The sequence below is a fragment of the Ramlibacter aurantiacus genome, from assembly GCF_016722895.1.
GTDB lineage: Bacteria > Pseudomonadota > Gammaproteobacteria > Burkholderiales > Burkholderiaceae_C > Ramlibacter > Ramlibacter aurantiacus.
This window is the reverse complement of the sequence record NZ_JAEQNA010000011.1, coordinates 99,299-115,632: the sequence shown is the minus strand read 5'-3', so window position 1 is coordinate 115,632 and position 16,334 is coordinate 99,299. Positions and strand designations below refer to the sequence as shown.

17 protein-coding genes are annotated in these 16,334 nt (G+C 68.8%); 12 read left to right on the top strand and 5 right to left on the bottom strand.

The features are described 5' to 3' along the window. Nucleotides 1-29 precede the first annotated feature (29 nt). The 8 genes from ppc to JI739_RS22370 all read left to right on the top strand — a co-directional run bounded on the left by ppc (nucleotide 30) and on the right by JI739_RS22370 (nucleotide 9,608). Nucleotides 30-2,861: a phosphoenolpyruvate carboxylase gene (gene ppc, locus JI739_RS22405; RefSeq protein WP_201686242.1), complete on the top strand. Its 2,832-nt coding sequence runs from the start codon at nucleotides 30-32 to the stop codon at nucleotides 2,859-2,861. Between the two features lie 75 nt (nucleotides 2,862-2,936). Continuing rightward, a complete protein-coding gene (locus tag JI739_RS22400; RefSeq protein ID WP_201686241.1) occupies nucleotides 2,937-3,311 on the top strand; it encodes a lysozyme inhibitor LprI family protein in 375 nt (124 codons plus the stop codon). 106 nt (nucleotides 3,312-3,417) lie between these two features. Continuing rightward, nucleotides 3,418-5,652, top strand: coding sequence for an NADP-dependent isocitrate dehydrogenase (locus tag JI739_RS22395; RefSeq protein WP_201686240.1), 2,235 nt, complete (start codon nucleotides 3,418-3,420; stop codon nucleotides 5,650-5,652). Nucleotides 5,653-5,728: 76 nt separating this feature from the next. Beyond that, entirely contained in the window at nucleotides 5,729-7,072 is a 1,344-nt protein-coding gene (locus JI739_RS22390) for a ferredoxin reductase family protein (protein ID WP_201686239.1), read from the top strand. 5 nt (nucleotides 7,073-7,077) lie between these two features. Beyond that, on the top strand, nucleotides 7,078-7,470 hold the full coding sequence (locus tag JI739_RS22385) for a c-type cytochrome (RefSeq protein WP_201686238.1): 393 nt from the start codon (nucleotides 7,078-7,080) through the stop codon (nucleotides 7,468-7,470). Nucleotides 7,471-7,560: 90 nt separating this feature from the next. Further along, a complete protein-coding gene (locus JI739_RS22380) occupies nucleotides 7,561-8,376 on the top strand; it encodes a class I SAM-dependent methyltransferase (protein ID WP_201686237.1) in 816 nt (271 codons plus the stop codon). A gap of 198 nt (nucleotides 8,377-8,574) precedes the next feature. After that, nucleotides 8,575-9,264: an ATP-dependent DNA ligase gene (locus JI739_RS22375; RefSeq protein WP_201686236.1), complete on the top strand. Its 690-nt coding sequence runs from the start codon at nucleotides 8,575-8,577 to the stop codon at nucleotides 9,262-9,264. Between the two features lie 2 nt (nucleotides 9,265-9,266). Further along, nucleotides 9,267-9,608: a hypothetical protein gene (locus JI739_RS22370; RefSeq protein ID WP_201686235.1), complete on the top strand. Its 342-nt coding sequence runs from the start codon at nucleotides 9,267-9,269 to the stop codon at nucleotides 9,606-9,608. A 102-nt stretch (nucleotides 9,609-9,710) separates the two neighbouring features. On the opposite strand, the gene JI739_RS22365 is transcribed toward JI739_RS22370, so the two are convergent. The 5 genes from JI739_RS22365 to JI739_RS22345 all read right to left on the bottom strand — a co-directional run bounded on the left by JI739_RS22365 (nucleotide 9,711) and on the right by JI739_RS22345 (nucleotide 12,900). Further along, nucleotides 9,711-10,142, bottom strand: a complete 432-nt coding sequence (locus JI739_RS22365) for an HU family DNA-binding protein (protein ID WP_201686234.1) — start codon at nucleotides 10,140-10,142, stop codon at nucleotides 9,711-9,713. A 132-nt stretch (nucleotides 10,143-10,274) separates the two neighbouring features. Continuing rightward, on the bottom strand, nucleotides 10,275-10,805 hold the full coding sequence (locus tag JI739_RS22360; protein WP_201686233.1) for a cupin domain-containing protein: 531 nt from the start codon (nucleotides 10,803-10,805) through the stop codon (nucleotides 10,275-10,277). Between the two features lie 62 nt (nucleotides 10,806-10,867). Continuing rightward, complete coding sequence (locus tag JI739_RS22355; RefSeq protein ID WP_201686232.1) at nucleotides 10,868-11,494, bottom strand: exopolysaccharide biosynthesis protein; 627 nt, start codon at nucleotides 11,492-11,494, stop codon at nucleotides 10,868-10,870. Between the two features lie 9 nt (nucleotides 11,495-11,503). After that, nucleotides 11,504-11,890, bottom strand: a complete 387-nt coding sequence (locus JI739_RS22350; protein WP_201686231.1) for a hypothetical protein — start codon at nucleotides 11,888-11,890, stop codon at nucleotides 11,504-11,506. 215 nt (nucleotides 11,891-12,105) lie between these two features. Beyond that, entirely contained in the window at nucleotides 12,106-12,900 is a 795-nt protein-coding gene (locus tag JI739_RS22345; RefSeq protein ID WP_201686230.1) for an IclR family transcriptional regulator, read from the bottom strand. A 106-nt stretch (nucleotides 12,901-13,006) separates the two neighbouring features. On the opposite strand from JI739_RS22345, the gene JI739_RS22340 reads away from it, so the two are divergent. Genes JI739_RS22340 through JI739_RS22325 form a run of 4 tightly spaced genes read left to right on the top strand, consistent with a single transcriptional unit; the run spans nucleotide 13,007 to nucleotide 16,332 of the window. After that, nucleotides 13,007-13,495, top strand: a complete 489-nt coding sequence (locus JI739_RS22340) for a type II 3-dehydroquinate dehydratase (protein WP_201686229.1) — start codon at nucleotides 13,007-13,009, stop codon at nucleotides 13,493-13,495. 31 nt (nucleotides 13,496-13,526) lie between these two features. After that, nucleotides 13,527-14,516: a TRAP transporter substrate-binding protein DctP gene (gene dctP / locus JI739_RS22335; protein WP_201686228.1), complete on the top strand. Its 990-nt coding sequence runs from the start codon at nucleotides 13,527-13,529 to the stop codon at nucleotides 14,514-14,516. Beyond that, nucleotides 14,513-15,037, top strand: a complete 525-nt coding sequence (locus JI739_RS22330) for a TRAP transporter small permease (protein ID WP_354003782.1) — start codon at nucleotides 14,513-14,515, stop codon at nucleotides 15,035-15,037. The genes dctP and JI739_RS22330 overlap by 4 nt, the downstream gene beginning before the upstream one ends. After that, a complete protein-coding gene (locus tag JI739_RS22325) occupies nucleotides 15,034-16,332 on the top strand; it encodes a TRAP transporter large permease (protein WP_201686227.1) in 1,299 nt (432 codons plus the stop codon). Before JI739_RS22330 ends, JI739_RS22325 begins: the two co-directional genes overlap by 4 nt. Nucleotides 16,333-16,334 lie beyond the last annotated feature (2 nt).

The window sequence follows — 16,334 nt, the reverse complement described above, 5'->3', positions numbered from 1 at the left end:
AATTTGAGCACCTCCAGGAGCCTGTTTCCATGTCCGCCGTCCTCTCCGCGCCCTCGGCGCCCGACTCGCCCGTGCGCAGGGCTCGCGACAACGAGAAGCCCTTGCGCGAGGACATCCGGCTGCTCGGGCGCATCCTGGGCGACGTGATCCGCGAGCAGGAAGGCCAGGAGGCCTTCGAGCTGGTCGAGCAGATCCGCAAGCTCTCGGTGGCCTTCCGGCGCGACGCCGACCACGAAGCCGACCGCGCGCTCAAGTCGCTGCTCAAGTCGCTGTCGGCCGAACAGGCGGTGCGGGTGATCCGCGCCTTCACCTACTTCAGCCACCTGGCGAACCTGGCCGAGGACCGCCACCACATCCGCCGCCGCGTCATCCACGAGCGGGCCGGTGACTCGCACGAGGGCAGCATCGAGGTGGCCCTGGCGCGACTGCGATGGGCCGGCATCGCACCGCGCGCGGTGGCCGACACGCTCGCGCACAGCTACATCTCGCCGGTGCTCACCGCGCATCCCACCGAGGTGCAGCGCAAGAGCATCCTCGACGCCGAGCGCGGCATCGCCCGGCTGCTCACCGAGCGCGACGAGATCAAGGCGCGGGCCTTGCCCAAGGACGCGCTGGCCCCGCGCGAGCTGGCCGCCAACGACGCGCAGATCCGCGCCCGTGTCACGCAGCTGTGGCAGACCCGCCTGCTTCGCTACAGCAAGCTCACCGTGGCCGACGAAGTGGAGAACGCGCTCTCCTACTACGAGACCACCTTCCTGCGCGAGATCCCGCGCATCTACGCCAACCTCGAGCGCGAACTCGGCCAGTCGGAAGTGGGCACCTTCCTTCGCATGGGCATGTGGATCGGCGGCGACCGCGACGGCAACCCCAACGTCGGCGCCGGCACGCTCGAGTACGCCCTGCGCCGGCAAAGCGAAGTGGCCCTGCGCCACTACCTCACCGAGGTGCACTTCCTGGGCACCGAGCTGTCGCTCTCGGCCATGCTGGTGCCGGTCACGCCGGCCATGCAGGCGCTGGCCGACCGATCCCCCGACCACGACGAACACCGCGTGGACGAGCCCTACCGGCGCGCCCTGGCCTACATGTACGCGCGGCTGGCCGCCACTCTGCGCGAGCTGGGCGGCGGCGAGGCCGCGCGCCATGTGCTGCCGCCGCAAGACCCGTATGCGCGCGCCGAGGACTTCCTGGCCGACCTGCACACCATCCGCGATTCGCTGCTGGCCAGCCACGGCGCGGCGCTCGTGCCGCAACGCCTGGGCCCGCTGATCCGGGCCGCCGAAGTGTTCGGCTTCCACCTGGCCACGATGGACCTGCGGCAGAACTCGGAACAGCACGAGGCCGTGGTCGCCGAACTGCTGGCCACCGCGGGTGTGGAGGCCGGCTACGCGCAATTGCCCGAGGCCGAGCGTCGCGTGCTGCTGGTGCGCCTGCTCGGCGAGGCCCGTCCGCTGCGGGTTCCGGGTGCGCCCTACTCCGACCACGCGCAGCGCGAACTCGCCATCTTCGAGACCGCGCACCGGCTGCGCGGCAAGCTGGGGCCGCAGTCCATCCGCCACTACATCATCAGCCACACCGAGAGCGTGAGCGACCTGCTCGAAGTGCTGCTGCTGCAGAAGGAAACCCGGCTGATGCAGGGCACGCTGCAGGACAGCGGCACCTGCCAGCTGATCGTCGTGCCCCTCTTCGAGACCATCGAAGACCTGCGCAACGCCGCGCCCATCATGCGCGAGTTCTATTCCCTGCCCGGCATTGCGCGGCTGGTGCAGCGCTCGGGCGCCGAGCAGGACATCATGCTGGGCTACAGCGACAGCAACAAGGACGGCGGCATCTTCACCAGCAACTGGGAGCTGTACTGCGCGGGCATCGCGCTGGTCCAGCTGTTCGAGGAGCTGACCCGCAGCCACGGCATTCGCCTGCGCATGTTCCACGGCCGCGGCGGCACGGTCGGCCGGGGCGGCGGCCCCAGCTACCAGGCCATCCTGGCGCAGCCTCAGGGCACCGTGCAGGGGCAGATCCGCCTCACCGAACAGGGCGAGGTGATCGGCTCCAAGTACGCCAATCCCGAGATCGGCCGCCGCAACCTCGAGACGCTGGTCGCCGCCACCCTCGAAGCCACGCTGCTGCAGCCCACCAAGACCGCGCCCGCGGCCTTCCTGGACGCCGCGCGCGAGCTGTCCGAGGCCAGCATGCGCGCCTATCGCGCCCTGGTGTACGACACCCCGGCCTTCACCGACTACTTCTTCGGCGCGACGCCGATCCGCGAGATCGCCGAACTCAACATCGGATCGCGCCCGGCTTCACGCAAGTCGGGCCAGCGCATCGAAGACCTGCGCGCCATCCCCTGGAGCTTCAGCTGGGGCCAGTGCCGCCTCACCCTGCCCGGCTGGTTCGGCTTCGGCTCGGCCGTCCGGGCCTTCACGCGATCCGACGAAGCCGGCCGCGGCGCCCACAAGGAACGCCTGGCCCTGCTGCAGAAGATGTACCGGCAATGGCCGTTCTTTCGCACGCTGCTGTCCAACATGGACATGGTGCTGGCCAAGAGCGATTTGGCCCTGGCCTCGCGCTACAGCGAACTCGTGCCCGACGCGCGCCTGCGCAAGCGCATCACGGCCGCCATCGAGGCCGAGTGGCAGCGCACGGTGGATGCGCTCTACCAGATCACGGGCGACAAGCAGCGGTTGGCGGGCAATCCGGCGCTGCAGCGCTCCATCCGGCACCGCTTCCCGTACATCGATCCGCTGAACCACCTGCAGGTGGAACTGGTGCGGCGGTATCGCGAAGGGCAGGACGACGAGGAAGTGCAGCGCGGCATCCACATGTCGATCAACGGCATCGCGGCGGGCTTGCGCAACACGGGTTGAAACCGGGATGGATCAGGTGGCCATACATCAGCCATCGCACATCCGCCACCACACATCCGCCTCCTGGTGACTTCGATGTCCTACTCCTCACATGCACTTCTGGCGGTGCTCGCTGTCGCCTGCCCCGCCACTGCCGCCGCGCAGAACTGCCGGCACGCCATGACCCAGGGAGAGATGAACGAGTGCGCGGCGCAGGACCATGCGCGCGAAGACGCACGCCTGAACGACACGTACCGCGACCTCGCGTCGAAGCTCAAGCCCGCCCAACGTGACAAGCTGCGCTCCGTGCAGCGGGTATGGCTGTCCTATCGCGACATGAACTGCGACTTCCGGTCGGCCGCGTACCAGGGCGGCACCATCTACCCGCTCGTCAGGTCGATGTGCCTGGCCGAGATGACCAGCCAGCGCACGGAGGACTTGAAGGCTCGGCTGGAAGAGGCGGATCGCTGAGTCCGCCTGGCGCCGCGCCTTCCGCCGGCGGCTCGCTGCTCATGACATAACATTGCGCCCTGGCGCCACGCGCTCGCCCCCCTCAGTTTTTTCGAGAGACATTCCCGTGCCTGACCGTACCCAGATCATCTACACGCTCACCGACGAAGCGCCTTATCTGGCGACGCATTCGTTCCTGCCCATCGTGCGCACCTTCGCGGCGGCGGCGGGTATCGATGTCGTCGAAAGCGACATCTCCGTGGCCCACCGGATCCTCGGCGAGTTTCCCGAGTTCCTGACCGACGGCCAGAAGGTGCCCAACACCCTGGCCGAGCTGGGCAGCAAGACCCTGCAGCCGGACGCCAACATCATCAAGCTGCCCAACATCAGCGCCTCGCAGAACCAGCTGGTCGCTGCCATCCGCGAGCTGCGTTCCAAGGGCCTGATGGTTCCCGAGTACCCCGAAAATCCGCAGACCGACGAGGAAAAGTCCATCCGCCAGCGCTACGCCAAGGTGCTGGGCTCGGCCGTGAACCCGGTGCTGCGCGAGGGCAACTCCGACCGCCGCGCCCCCAAGGCCGTCAAGGAATACGCCCGCAAGAACCCTCACAGCATGGCGCCGTGGAGCCCCGCCTCCCGCACCCATGTCTCGCACATGGTCGGGGGCGACTTCTACGCCAGCGAGAAGTCCATGACGCTGGACAAGGCGCGTGACGTCAAGATGGAGCTAATCACCAAGTCGGGCAAGACGCTGGTGCTCAAGCCCAAGGTGTCGCTGCTCGAAGGCGAGATCATCGACTCGATGTTCATGAGCAAGAAGGCGCTGCTGGCCTTCTACGAGAAGCAGATCCAGGACGCCAAGGACACCGGCGTGATGTTCTCGCTGCACGTCAAGGCCACGATGATGAAGGTGTCGCACCCCATCGTGTTCGGCCACTGCGTGCGCACCTTCTACAGGGATGCCTTCGCCAAGCACGGCAAGCTGTTCGACGAGCTGGGCGTGAACGTCAACAACGGCATGGCGAACCTGTACGACAAGATCGCCACGCTGCCGCAGTCGCAGCAGGACGAGATCAAGCGCGACCTGCACGCCTGCCTGGAGAACCGCCCGGCGCTCGCCATGGTCGACTCGGCCAAGGGGATCACCAACTTCCACTCGCCCAACGACGTCATCGTGGACGCCTCCATGCCGGCCATGATCCGCCAGGGCGGCAAGATGTACGGCGCCGACGGCCGCCTGGCCGAGGTCAAGGCCGTGATCCCCGAGTCCACCTTCGCCCGCATCTACCAGGAGATGATCAACTTCTGCAAGTGGCACGGGGCGTTCGATCCGAAGACCATGGGCACCGTGCCCAACGTCGGCCTCATGGCGCAGCAGGCCGAGGAATACGGCTCGCACGACAAGACCTTCGAGGTGCCCGAAGACGGCGTGGCCAACATCACCGACCTGGCCACCGGCGAGGTGCTGCTGTCGCAGAACGTCGAGCAGGGCGACATCTGGCGCATGTGCCAGGTCAAGGACGCCGCCATCCGCGACTGGGTCAAGCTGGCCGTCACGCGCGCCCGCAACTCGGGCATGACCGCGGTGTTCTGGCTGGACAACTACCGCCCGCACGAGTCGGAGCTGCGCAAGAAGGTCGCCAGGTACCTCAAGGAGCACGACACCACGGGCCTGGACATCCACGTGATGAGCCAGACGCGCGCCATGCGCTACACGCTGGAGCGGGTCGTCCGCGGCAAGGACACCATCAGCGTCACCGGCAACATCCTGCGCGACTACCTCACCGACCTGTTCCCCATCATGGAACTCGGCACCAGCGCCAAGATGCTGTCCATCGTGCCGCTGATGGCCGGCGGCGGCATGTACGAGACGGGCGCGGGCGGCTCCGCTCCCAAGCACGTGCAGCAGCTGGTGGAAGAAAACCACCTGCGCTGGGATTCGCTGGGCGAGTTCCTGGCGCTGGCCGTGAGCCTGGAAGACGCGGGCATCAAGACCGGCAACACCAAGGCCAAGATCATCGCCACCGCGCTGGACGCTGCCACCGGCAAGCTGCTGGACAACAACAAGAACCCGTCCCCGAAGACCGGTCAGCTGGACAACCGCGGCAGCCAGTTCTACCTCACGCTCTACTGGGCGCAGGAGCTGGCGGCCCAGACGCAGGACGCCGAGCTGGCCAGGCGCTTCGCGCCCCTGGCGCAGACGCTCGCGGCCAATGAACAGAAGATCGTCGACGAGCTCAACTCGGTCCAGGGCCAGCCGGTCGACATCGGCGGCTACTACTTCCCCGACCGCGAGAAGGTCGCGTCCGTCATGCGGCCCAGCGCGACCTTGAACAAGGCGCTCGCTGCCCTGCAGGCTTGACGGCGGGGTCGTTCGCCCCGGAAGCCAACCGACCCGCGGGCAACCCGCAGTCCTTCAGCCGGCATCGAGGAGGCGAATGACCCACCCGAAGGCGAACCGAAGCAGCGCAGCGCCGTGGCTCGGGGCTTACCTGCTGGTGGTCACCGCCCCCATGCTGCTGCTGCTGCTCGGCGGCAGCAGCGCCCCGGGGCGCGGCTTCGCCTGGGATTTCTCGATGGCGCTGGGCTACGCGGCGCTGGTGATGTTCGGCGTGCAGTGGGTCCTGACCGCGCGCTTTCGCCGTGCGACGCTGCCGTTCGGCATCGACATCGTCTACTACTTCCACCGCTATCTCGCGGTCTGCGCGCTGGCCATCGTGGCCGTGCACGTCGGCCTGCTGTTCCTGGAGGTTCCGCAGGCGCTCGGGTCGGCCGATCCGCGCCGGGCGCCCGCGCACATGACGGCCGGCCGTGCGGCGCTGGTGCTGCTGGCCACGGTGGCCGTGCTGGCGCTGGCACGCCGACGCCTTGCGCTGGAGTACGACCGCTGGCGCATGACGCACTGGGCGCTCTCCGTCACGGCGATGGTGCTCGCGCTGTGGCATGTGTTCGCCGCCGGGCATTACCTGGACCTGCCCTGGAAGCGCGGGCTGTGGGTGCTGTTCGCCGCGGCGTGGTTGGCCATCGTGCTGCTGGTGCGCCTGCTGCGTCCCTGGCGACTGTCGCGCCAGCCATGGCGCGTGGCCCAGGTGCGGCCCGAGCACGGGCGCGTGTCCACGCTGGTGCTCGAACCCGCGGCTGGACACCGCCTGCGGTTCGCCCCCGGCCAATTCGCCTGGCTCACCTTGCGGCACTCGCCGTGGTCCATGCACGAGCACCCTTTCTCGATCGCCTCCAGCGCCACGCGCGACGACCGCATCGAGTTGTCCATCAAGGAACTGGGCGACTTCAGCCGCACGATCAAGGACATGAAGCCCGGAGAAACCGCCTGGCTCGACGGCCCTTACGGCACCTTCAGCATCGACCACCATTCGGACTCGTCGGGCTTCGTCTTCATCGCCGGGGGCATCGGCATTGCGCCGGTGATGTCGATGCTTCGCACCCTGGCCGACCGCGGCGACCGCCGCCCGCTGCTGCTGGTCTACGGCAACCGCGCCTGGGATCGCGTGGCCTTCCGCGAGGAGCTGGATCAGTTGCAGCAGCGGCTGGACCTGCGCGTGGTGCATGTGCTGAGCGAGCCGCCCGCTGGCTGGACCGGCGAGCACGGCCTGATCACCCAGGACCTGCTGGCCCGGCCGTTGAATTCCTTGCAGGCTGAGCGTGGCGATCGTGAATACTTCGTCTGCGGACCGACAGCGATGACGCAGTCGGTCGAAGCCGCCCTCGCGGCGCTGGGCGTCGATGCCCGCCGCGTGCACTCGGAACTCTTCGAATGGGTGTGACCGACATGAACCGACAGTCCCGTGCCCGCTGGCTGGCCGGCCTCACCGCAGGTGTCGTGGTGAGCCTGGCGGCCGTCTTCGCTTTCGCTCGCAACCCCGGCGGTGCGGCGCAGCCGGCCGCGACAGCGCCGGCCCCCGATGCCCGCGTGGCCGCGGGGCGCGCGGCCTTCGAACGGCTGAACTGCATGAACTGCCATTCGGTGGCCGGCAAGGGCAACCCGGCCAATCCGCTGGACGGCGTCGGCGCCCGGCTCGACGCCCAGGGCCTGCGCGACTGGACGCTCGGCCAGGGAGCCGCGGCCGAGAAGCTGTCGGCGGGCGCCAGGCGGCAGAAGGCGCCCACGGCCAACGATCCGGAACTGCCGGCCTTGCTCGCCTACCTGGCGAGCTTGAAGTAAGCCCGCGGGGCCCTTGCGGAATACGCTTCGGGCTCATCTCCTCGGCCGTTTCGCGCGCGGGACAATCCGCTGGTTCTTGCGGAGGTTCCCATGACTTCCAGGCTCGACACCGCCTTCACCGGCTCGGTGGCCCAGTTCTACGAGCGCTACATGGTGCCGCTCATCTTCGAGCCCTATGCGGTCGACCTGGCCGCGCGCGTGGCACGGTCGTCACCGGCGCGCGTGCTGGAGTTGGCGGCCGGCACCGGCGTGGTGACCCGCCAACTCGCCGTCACGCTCGATGCCGCGTCGGAGATCGTCGCCACCGACCTCAACCCGGCAATGATCGAGGAGGCCGCGAGAATCGGCACGCGGCGGCCCGTGCGATGGCACATCGCCGACGCCATGCAACTGCCGTTCGAGACCGCGTCCTTCGATGCGGTGGCATGCCAGTTCGGCGTCATGTTCTTCCCCGACAAGCCGCGGGCGTTCGCCGAGGCGCGCCGCATGCTTCGCACGGGTGGCCTCTTCGCCTTCAACACCTGGGGACCTCTTTCGGTCAACGAATTCGCCGACGCGGTGACGCACGCGCTCGCCGCGGTGTTCCCCGACGATCCTCCGCGCTTCCTGGCGCGCACACCCCACGGCTACCACGACGCATCGGTCATGGCGCAGCACCTCGCCGCGGCCGGTTTTCGCGCCGGGCCCGGCATCGACACCGTGGCGTTCACCAGCCGGGCTGTCTCGCCCCGGGTGGCGGCGCTTGCCTATTGCGAGGGCACGCCACTGCGCGGCGAGATCGAGGCGCGCGACCCGCACGGCCTCGAGCGTGCCACCCGCGCCGCCGAGGCGGAGCTGGCCCGGCGCTTCGGCAATGGCGCGATCGAAGGACGGATCGAAGCGCTCGTGGTGACGGTGGCCGCATAGCCGCGCAGAACAGGCACGTGCGGAAGGAGCGACCGGGTCGTCGCTGGGGCCGGCGCACCGGGCTGAAGCACGCACGCCTCGTCGGGCGGCGACCACGCGATCCCTGCATGAGCACGGCTGGTGCAGCAAGGGCATCGATCGCATCCCGGCCCTGCCCGGATCGACCGCAGCGTCGATGCACGACCTTATGCTGCGTGCGTGACCACCATCCCAGCGCCCATGCAGGCGGTCGAGCAGCTGTTCGAGCCGTTCACCTCGCCCGACTGGATCTACGAGCTGAAGTTCGACGGCTACAGATGCCTGGCCGGCATCGAGGCGACGAGCCATGAGCCGCTCGTCCAGCAGATGCGGCAGCCCGGGCAGCGCGTGCGCCTGGTGACCAAGGCGGGCAACGACTGCACCGCCTGGTTTCCCGAGATCACGCGCGACCTGGAGCTGCTCCCGGAGGGGCCGCATGTGATCGACGGCGAAGCCTGTGTCCTGCGGCCCGACGGGACGAGCGATTTCAATCTGCTGCAGGCGCGTGCCAGGCGCCGCAGGCGCGACCCGGGCGCACCGCCCGTCGTGCTGTGCTGCTTCGACCTGCTGCTCTGCAATGGAAAGCCGACCATGCACCTGCCGCTGATGCGCCGCAAGGACCTGCTGCGGGAGCTGATCGCACTGATCGATGACCCCAAGCCAGCGCTGCTGTTCGTCCAGGACCTGCCTGCGGACGCCGGGCTCTTCCGTTCCTGGGTTCTCCCCCAGGACCAGGGCGGCGCCGGCCCCCGGATCGAAGGCGTCATGGCCAAGCGGCGTGACAGTTTCTACCGCCCGGGCGTGCGCTCCGACGACTGGCGCAAGATCAAGCGCCCGGGCTGGCAGGACGGTCGGCTCTGGTGCCCGTGATCATGGCGAAGATCGCGCATCACCGTGGCGTCACCCTGGCGGCCCTCATGCTGGTGCTCGGTTCGGGCGCGCGGGCCGGATCGCCGCCGCCCCCGCCATTCGAGCAGGCGTACCGTGCATGGGAGATCGTGACCGACCTCGCACGGCGCAACGGCGACCCCGGCATCAGCGGCGAATGCGGCAAGACCTTCCAGGCCGCGGTCGTCCCCGCGCTGCGCAGGCAGACCCGGCAGGAACAGGACCGGGCCGCGGCGGCCTGCGTCGCGGCGGCCCGAGCCGCCTGCGCCAACGGGCAGCTGAAGACGACGCCCGAGACCGCGCGCAACTGCCAGGCCTTCCGATAGCCGCCGGTGCGGCTGCCCCAGCGCTCATGGGCGCATGCAGCCCGTGCTCCAGAAACAGAAACGGCCGCTCGCGGCGGCCGTCTGGTCGTCAGCGCCCGGAACTCAGAGCGCGGCGTCCTTCAGCTTCTTGAGCGGGCGCACCTTGAGCTTGACCGTGGCCGGCTTGGCCTTGAAGACGGTCTCCTCCTTGGTGAAGGGGTTGATGCCCTTGCGCGCCTTCTTGGCCGGCACCGAGACGGCCGTCACCTTCAGCAGGCCAGGCAGCACGAACGCGCCAGCGCCCTTCTTGTTGATGGAGGCGAGCACGGTCCCTTCCAGGGCCGACATCACCGCCTTCACCGACTTCGGCTCCACGCCCGACGCCTGCGCCAGGTGGTTCACCAGGCCGGTCTTGTTCAGGGATTCCTTGATCGGCTTCATCGTCCCGGCCGCGGGCTTCGCGGCGGGCTTCGCGGCAGCCTTGGGTGCTTTCGCGCTGGTGGCCTTGGTCGTCTTCTTCGGGGCGGCCGCCTTGGCCTTCTTTGCTGTTGCCATGTCTTCAGTCGTGGGTTGGATGCCCCGGATAACCCCAGGGTGCCGGCATTCTAGAGAGTCGGCCCTCGCATCCGCCCCCGCGCAGGCTGGGCAAGGCGATCGACCGGCCGTCGTCCGTTGCCACGCGCGAAGCTAGACCGCCCCACCGGGGTGCGTGGGATCGACCCACAGCACGGTCTGCGGCTTTTCCACCGGCTCGATGTCCAAATTCACGGCCACGGCCTCGCCGTCACTGCGGCACAGCACGCATTCGAGCACCTCGTCGGCACTGGCGTTGATCTCCTGGTGCGGCACCCAAGGCGGCACGTAGATGAAGTCGCCGGGACCGGCTTCGGCCGTGTACTCCAGGTGCTCCCCCCAGCGCATGCGGGCACGGCCGCGGATCACGTAGATCACGCTTTCCAGGTGGCCGTGGTGGTGCGCGCCGGTCTTCGCGTCGGGGTGGATGGTGACGGTGCCCGCCCACAGCTTTCGCGCCCCCACCCGGGCGAAGGTGATGGCGGCCTTGCGGTCCATGCCTGGCGTGGACGGCACATTGGGATCGAGCTGGTCACCGGGGATCACGCGCACGCCGTCGTGCTTCCAGCGCCCGTCGGGTTCCGCGGGGCGGCCAGGCCCGTCCGGGTGCTCATGCTCGTGGTCGTGATGGCTGTCGGCGGTCATGCGAAACCCTAGCAGCGATCGAGCTCCCGGGGGCTCATCGGCAGCGCGATCCGGCGATCGCCTCAAGCCAGCCGCTGCAGCCACGCGAGGCCGGTGCCGACCCAGTCCACCAGCACGTGGACGGTGGCCCCGGCGAAGCCGACCGCGCCGGTGCCGACCACGGCCGAGGACAGCAGGGCGATGCCGTCGCGGAACATCCATCCCAGGCTGAGAAGGATCAGGCTGAGGCTGGGAAGCACATTGCCGAATGGCAGCGGCAGCAGGATCAGCACCCCCATCAGGCCGATCCACAGGCCCCAACCCCAGTGCGTGCGGGGATGGCACAGCAGGGTCCAGCGAGCGCGCAGCACGCGGGCCGAGGTGCCATAGAGCCAGCACAGCGCATGCAGGCAGCGGCGCGACCAGGCGTCGCTCAGCGCCAGCCGTTCCAGGCGTTCGGGCAGGCGGGGCGCGACGTCCGGGCCGCGGTGCCAACGCCAGGCCAGCGCCAGGATGATGAAGGCGAGCACCGTGCCGGCGCCGGCGATGGGCATGCCGCTGAACAAGGCCAGCAGCAGCAGCAGGACGGCCGCCGAATCGCTGCCATGCAGGTGCAGCAGGCCCGGCAGGGTGAGCTGCAGCCCGGCCGCTTGCGGGCTCGCGTGTTCCCGTGCCGCCCGCCGCATCGTCGCGGCCAATCGTTTGGACATGGGTGGCGATCAGTGCGGGCGAACGCGACCGCGCAGGCGGCGCAGGACCAGATGGCTGCCGCCCGCCGCCACCAGCAGCGCGACGAGGCCGACGGCCCACAGGACCCAGACCAGGGCGACCAGCCAGCCGGCGGCCGAACCGAGCATCGGCACGGCCTCGCGGGCCGCATCGAGCGTCCACAGCACCACGGACTGGGCCGCCTGCACCAGGGCGGGATCGACCCACAGCGCGATCCACTGCGGCACCGGGAGCGTCGCCAGGCCCCGGGCCGTGTCGACGGCACCGCCGGATGCCAGCGCCTGCGCACCCCATTGCACCAGCTCGGCAAATGCGAACGCGCCGCCGGTCCACAGCAGGGCCAGCAGACCGAACAGGAGCCCACTCAGGATCACCATGCGAGGGCCCTCGTGCGTTCGAGGGTGCGGCCGGTGCGCCGCGGCAGGACAGGACACATCATGGGCGGCGACTTTAGTGGCCCGCGGTGATCCGAAAAACCAGAGATTCACTGAACCGCACGAAGCTTTTTACGAAGCTCATCTGCCTTCCCCAAGCCGGAACTCCACGCTCCGGATCGGCCCGTCAGTGGGCCACCCGAGGCACGTCGTCGAGATCAGCCCTTTCCCAAGGGCGGCCGCCCGAACAGGGTCGACGCGCTGCTGATCGGCCCCAGTTCAGCCGCCGCTTCCAGCAGGGCAGGCGCCAGCTGGTGCATCCGGCTCGTGGTCAGCCGCGCACGAGGGCCGGCGATGCTGATGACGCCGATGCATTCCTTGCGCCGCAGGACGGGGGCGGCCATGGCGGTCATTCCCGGGGCGAACACCTCGTCGATGAGGGCGTAGCCGCGCACGCGGGCGGCATGCAGGAAACCCAGCAAGGCCTTGATGGTGGTCGGCGCCTTGGGGCCGTATTCGGCGGGCGTGCCGAATCCCTGCCGCGAAACGAGCTCCAGCGCCCGCTCGTCGGACAGCGACATCAGCCACCCGTGTCCGGACGCCGTGCATGACAGGCGCGCTTCCATGCCCATGTCGGGGTCGTAGCGCAGCCCCAGTTGCCGCGTGCCCTGGGAGCGCGCCACCCAGGTGAGCCGGCTGTCGTCCACGATCGACAGGCGGACCAGTTCTCCGGAGGCCTGGGCCAGGCGCTCCAGCAGCGGCTGCGCCACTTCGACGATGCCGGCGCTGCTCAGGAACCCGAGCCCGAGGGACACGACCTTGGTCGTGAGCACGTAGTCCCCCTGGCTGCGCGCCTGGCGCACATAGCCGCGCCGCTGCAAGTCCGCCAGCACCCGATGGCAGGCGCTCAAGGGGATGTCGAGTTCCGAAGCCAGCAAGGACATGGGCAGCCCCTCCGGAAAGCGGGCGAGGTGCTCCAGCACCGAGAGGCCACGGTCGAGCGCAATGTTCATCTTGTATGGTGAAAAAGGTTTCCAGACCGGAAAGTCTTTCTGATGGCAGCCCAAGAATCTTCCCATCGACGAGCCAGCAGCTCAATACGCCACAGGAAAACAGCCCATGTTCGCGCAAGCCCTTTCTCCGGATCGCCAGCAGCAGGCCACCGGGACCTTGTACGTCCTGAACGGCCCCAACCTCAACCTGCTGGGCGTGCGCGAGCCGCACCTGTACGGCAGCACGACGCTCGCGCAAGTGGAGGCCTCGTGCCGCAAGCTGGCCGCGGACCTGGGCCTGGCCTGCGAATTCCGGCAGACCAACCACGAGGGCGTGCTGGTGGATTGGGTGCAGGAGGCGCGCGAGCGGGCCGCCGCGATCGTCATCAACCCCGCGGGACTGTCGTTCCGCTCGATCCCCCTGCTGGACGCGCTCAAGACGGTGGACCAGCCCATCGCCGAGGTCCACCTCACCAACATCCACCGGCGCGATCCGCTCTACCAGCACTCGCTGATGTCGCTGGCGGCCACCGGCGTCATCTGCGGCTTCGGGGCCATGGGCTACGAACTGGCGATCCGCGCGGTGGCCCAGCGCATCGCGGCCGCAGCGGCCTGATCATTCCGACGACCACCCCAAGGAGACGACCATGCACCATCCCATCGACCGGCGTACGCTTCTCGGCGCGGGCATCGCCCTGTCCGCCGGCACCCTGCTGCCGGCCCACGCGCAGTCGCAGCCCACGCTGCGATTCGCCGCCGTGTTCTCGGACAAGGACATCCGCGCGGACATGATGAAGATGCTCGCCAAGGACATCGAGTCCGACTACAAGCTGGAGACGCACCTGAACTCCACGCTGTTCCGGCAGGGCACCGAACTGGTGGCCCTGCAGCGCGACAACCTGGAGATGGGCAACATCGCGCCGCAGGACTTCGCCAAGCAGGTGCCGGCCTGGTCGCTGCTGACTGCCGCCTACGTCTTCCGCGATGCCGACCACCTCAACGCCTTCTTCGCGAGCGACCTGGGCGCGCAGATGAAGAAGATGGTGGAGGACCAGGTCAAGGTGAAGATCCTCGGCCCCACCTTCTTCGGCACCCGGCACGTCGGCCTCAAGCCGAAGAAGAAGGTCAACGTGCCGGCCGACCTGGCCGGCGTGAAGCTGCGCATGCCGCCGGGCGACGCATGGCAGCTGCTGGGGCGCTCCATCGGGGCCAATCCCACGCCGATGGCCTATGCGGAGACGTACACGGGCCTGCAGACCGGCGCGGTCGACGGCCAGGACAACCCGCTGCCGAACGTGCAGAACATGAAGTTCCACGAGGTCATGTCGCAGATCGTGCTGACTTCGCACCTGGTGGCCTTCGACCTGCTCACCATCAACATGAAGACCTGGAACGCGATGGCCCCCGCGAAGCAGCGCGCCTTCCAGGCGGCGGCCGACAAGGCCATCGCCTGGAGCACGGCGGAACACCAGAAGCGCGAGGCGGAACTGGCGGACACCTTCCGCAAGGCCGGCCTGGACGTCTACGTGCCCAACCTCAACGCCTTCCGCGAGCACGCGCAGAAGGTGTACCTGGCATCGGACGAGGCCAGGCACTGGCCGGCCGGCATGCTCGGCAAGATCAACGCCATGAAGTGAGCGGCCGGGCCATGCTGGGCCGCGCGCTGGCGCCGCTGCACCGCTTCGCCGAGGCGGTGGCGGCGCTCCTGCTGGCGGTGATCTTCATCGCCTTCATCGTGCAGATCGTCCTGCGCTACGTGTTCAACTGGCCCGTGGGCTGGACCACGGAGCTGTCGCTGGCCGCCTGGCTGTGGCTGGTGCTGTGGGGCGCGGCCTTCGTGCTCAAGGACGACGAAGAGATCCGCATCGAACTGATCGCCGATCGCGCCGGGCCGGCGCGCCGGCGTGTCATGACCGCCGTGGGCGCCCTGGGCGTCCTGGTGCTGTTCGGCATGTCGCTGCCCGCCGCCTACGACTACGTGACGTTCATGAAGGTCGAGAAGAGTTCGTACCTCGGCGTGCGCATGGACATCACCTACTCCATCTACATCGTCTTCGTGGTGGCGGTGCTCGTGCGCTCCTTGCGCCGGCTGGTCCGCGCGGTCCGCGGCACGCTGCCGGCACCGGGCACGCCGGGCGTCACTTCGTCCAGCCCGTGAACCTGACCAGCCCCTTCCCCCTCGCACTCGGCGCGATCGTCGGCCTGAGCCTGCTCGGCGTGCCGATCGGCCACGCCATGATCGGCGGCTCCGTCCTGTACCTGTACCTGCGGGGGATGGACATGGGCGCCGCGGCGGAGCAGCTGCTCAACGGCACCTACTCCAGCTTCCTGCTGCTGGCGATCCCGCTGTTCATCCTGGCGGCGGCCATCATGAGCAGCGGCAGCATCCTCGATCGACTGCTTCGCTTCTGCAATGCGATCGTCGGCCGCTTTCCCGGCGGGCTGGCGCAGGTCAACGTGCTGCAGAGCGTGGTGTTCGCCAGCATGTCCGGCAGCGCGCTGGCCGACGCGGCCGGCTCGGGCAAGCTGATGCAGGAGATGATGACCCGCGGCAAGCGCTACACGCCCGAGTTCGCCGCCGCCCTCAGCGCGGTCTCCTCGGTGATCGGCCCGATCCTGCCGCCCTCCATCCCGCTGGTGCTGTATGCGCTGGTGTCCGGCACCTCCATCGGCTACCTGTTCATCGCCGGCGTGCTGCCGGGCCTGCTGCTCGGCGCCGTGCAGATGGTCCTGATCTGGTGGCTGGCCAAGCGTCGCAACTTCCCGCTCGAGCCGAAGGTGCCGCTGCGCGACATGCCGCGCGTCACCCGCCAGGCGTTCCCGGCCCTGATGCTGCCGGTGGTCCTGCTCGGATGCCTGTATTCCGGCGTCACCACGCCGACCGAGGCCGCCGGCGTGGCGGCCGCCTATGCGCTCGTGATCTCGGTGCTGCTCTACAAGCTGCGCTGGAGCGACTTCTACGATTGCCTGCTCGATAGCGCCCGCATGAGTGTCTCCATCGGCATGCTGATCGCCGGGGCGCTGGTCTTCAACTACGTGATCACCTCGGAGAACATCCCGGCCAGCCTGAGCCGCGTGCTGAGCGGGCTCGACCTGTCGCCGCTCGGTTTCCTGCTCCTGGTCAACCTGCTGCTGCTCGTCCTCGGTGCGTTCCTCGAAGGCTCGACCATCATCCTGGTCATCCTGCCCGTGCTGCTGCCCACGGCCAAGGCGCTGGGCATCGACCCGGTGCACTTCGGCGTGATCGCGGTGCTCAACATCATGATCGGGCTGGTCACGCCGCCCTACGGGCTGCTCCTGTTCATGATGATGAAGGTCGCCAACGTGCCGATGGCCGCGCTGCTGCGCGAGACTTGGCCCTTCCTGGCGGTGATGGCCGGTGCGCTCGCGCTGGTCGTGGCCTGGCCCGACTTCGTTCTGCTGCTGCCGCGCCTGGCGGGCTACACCGGGTAAAC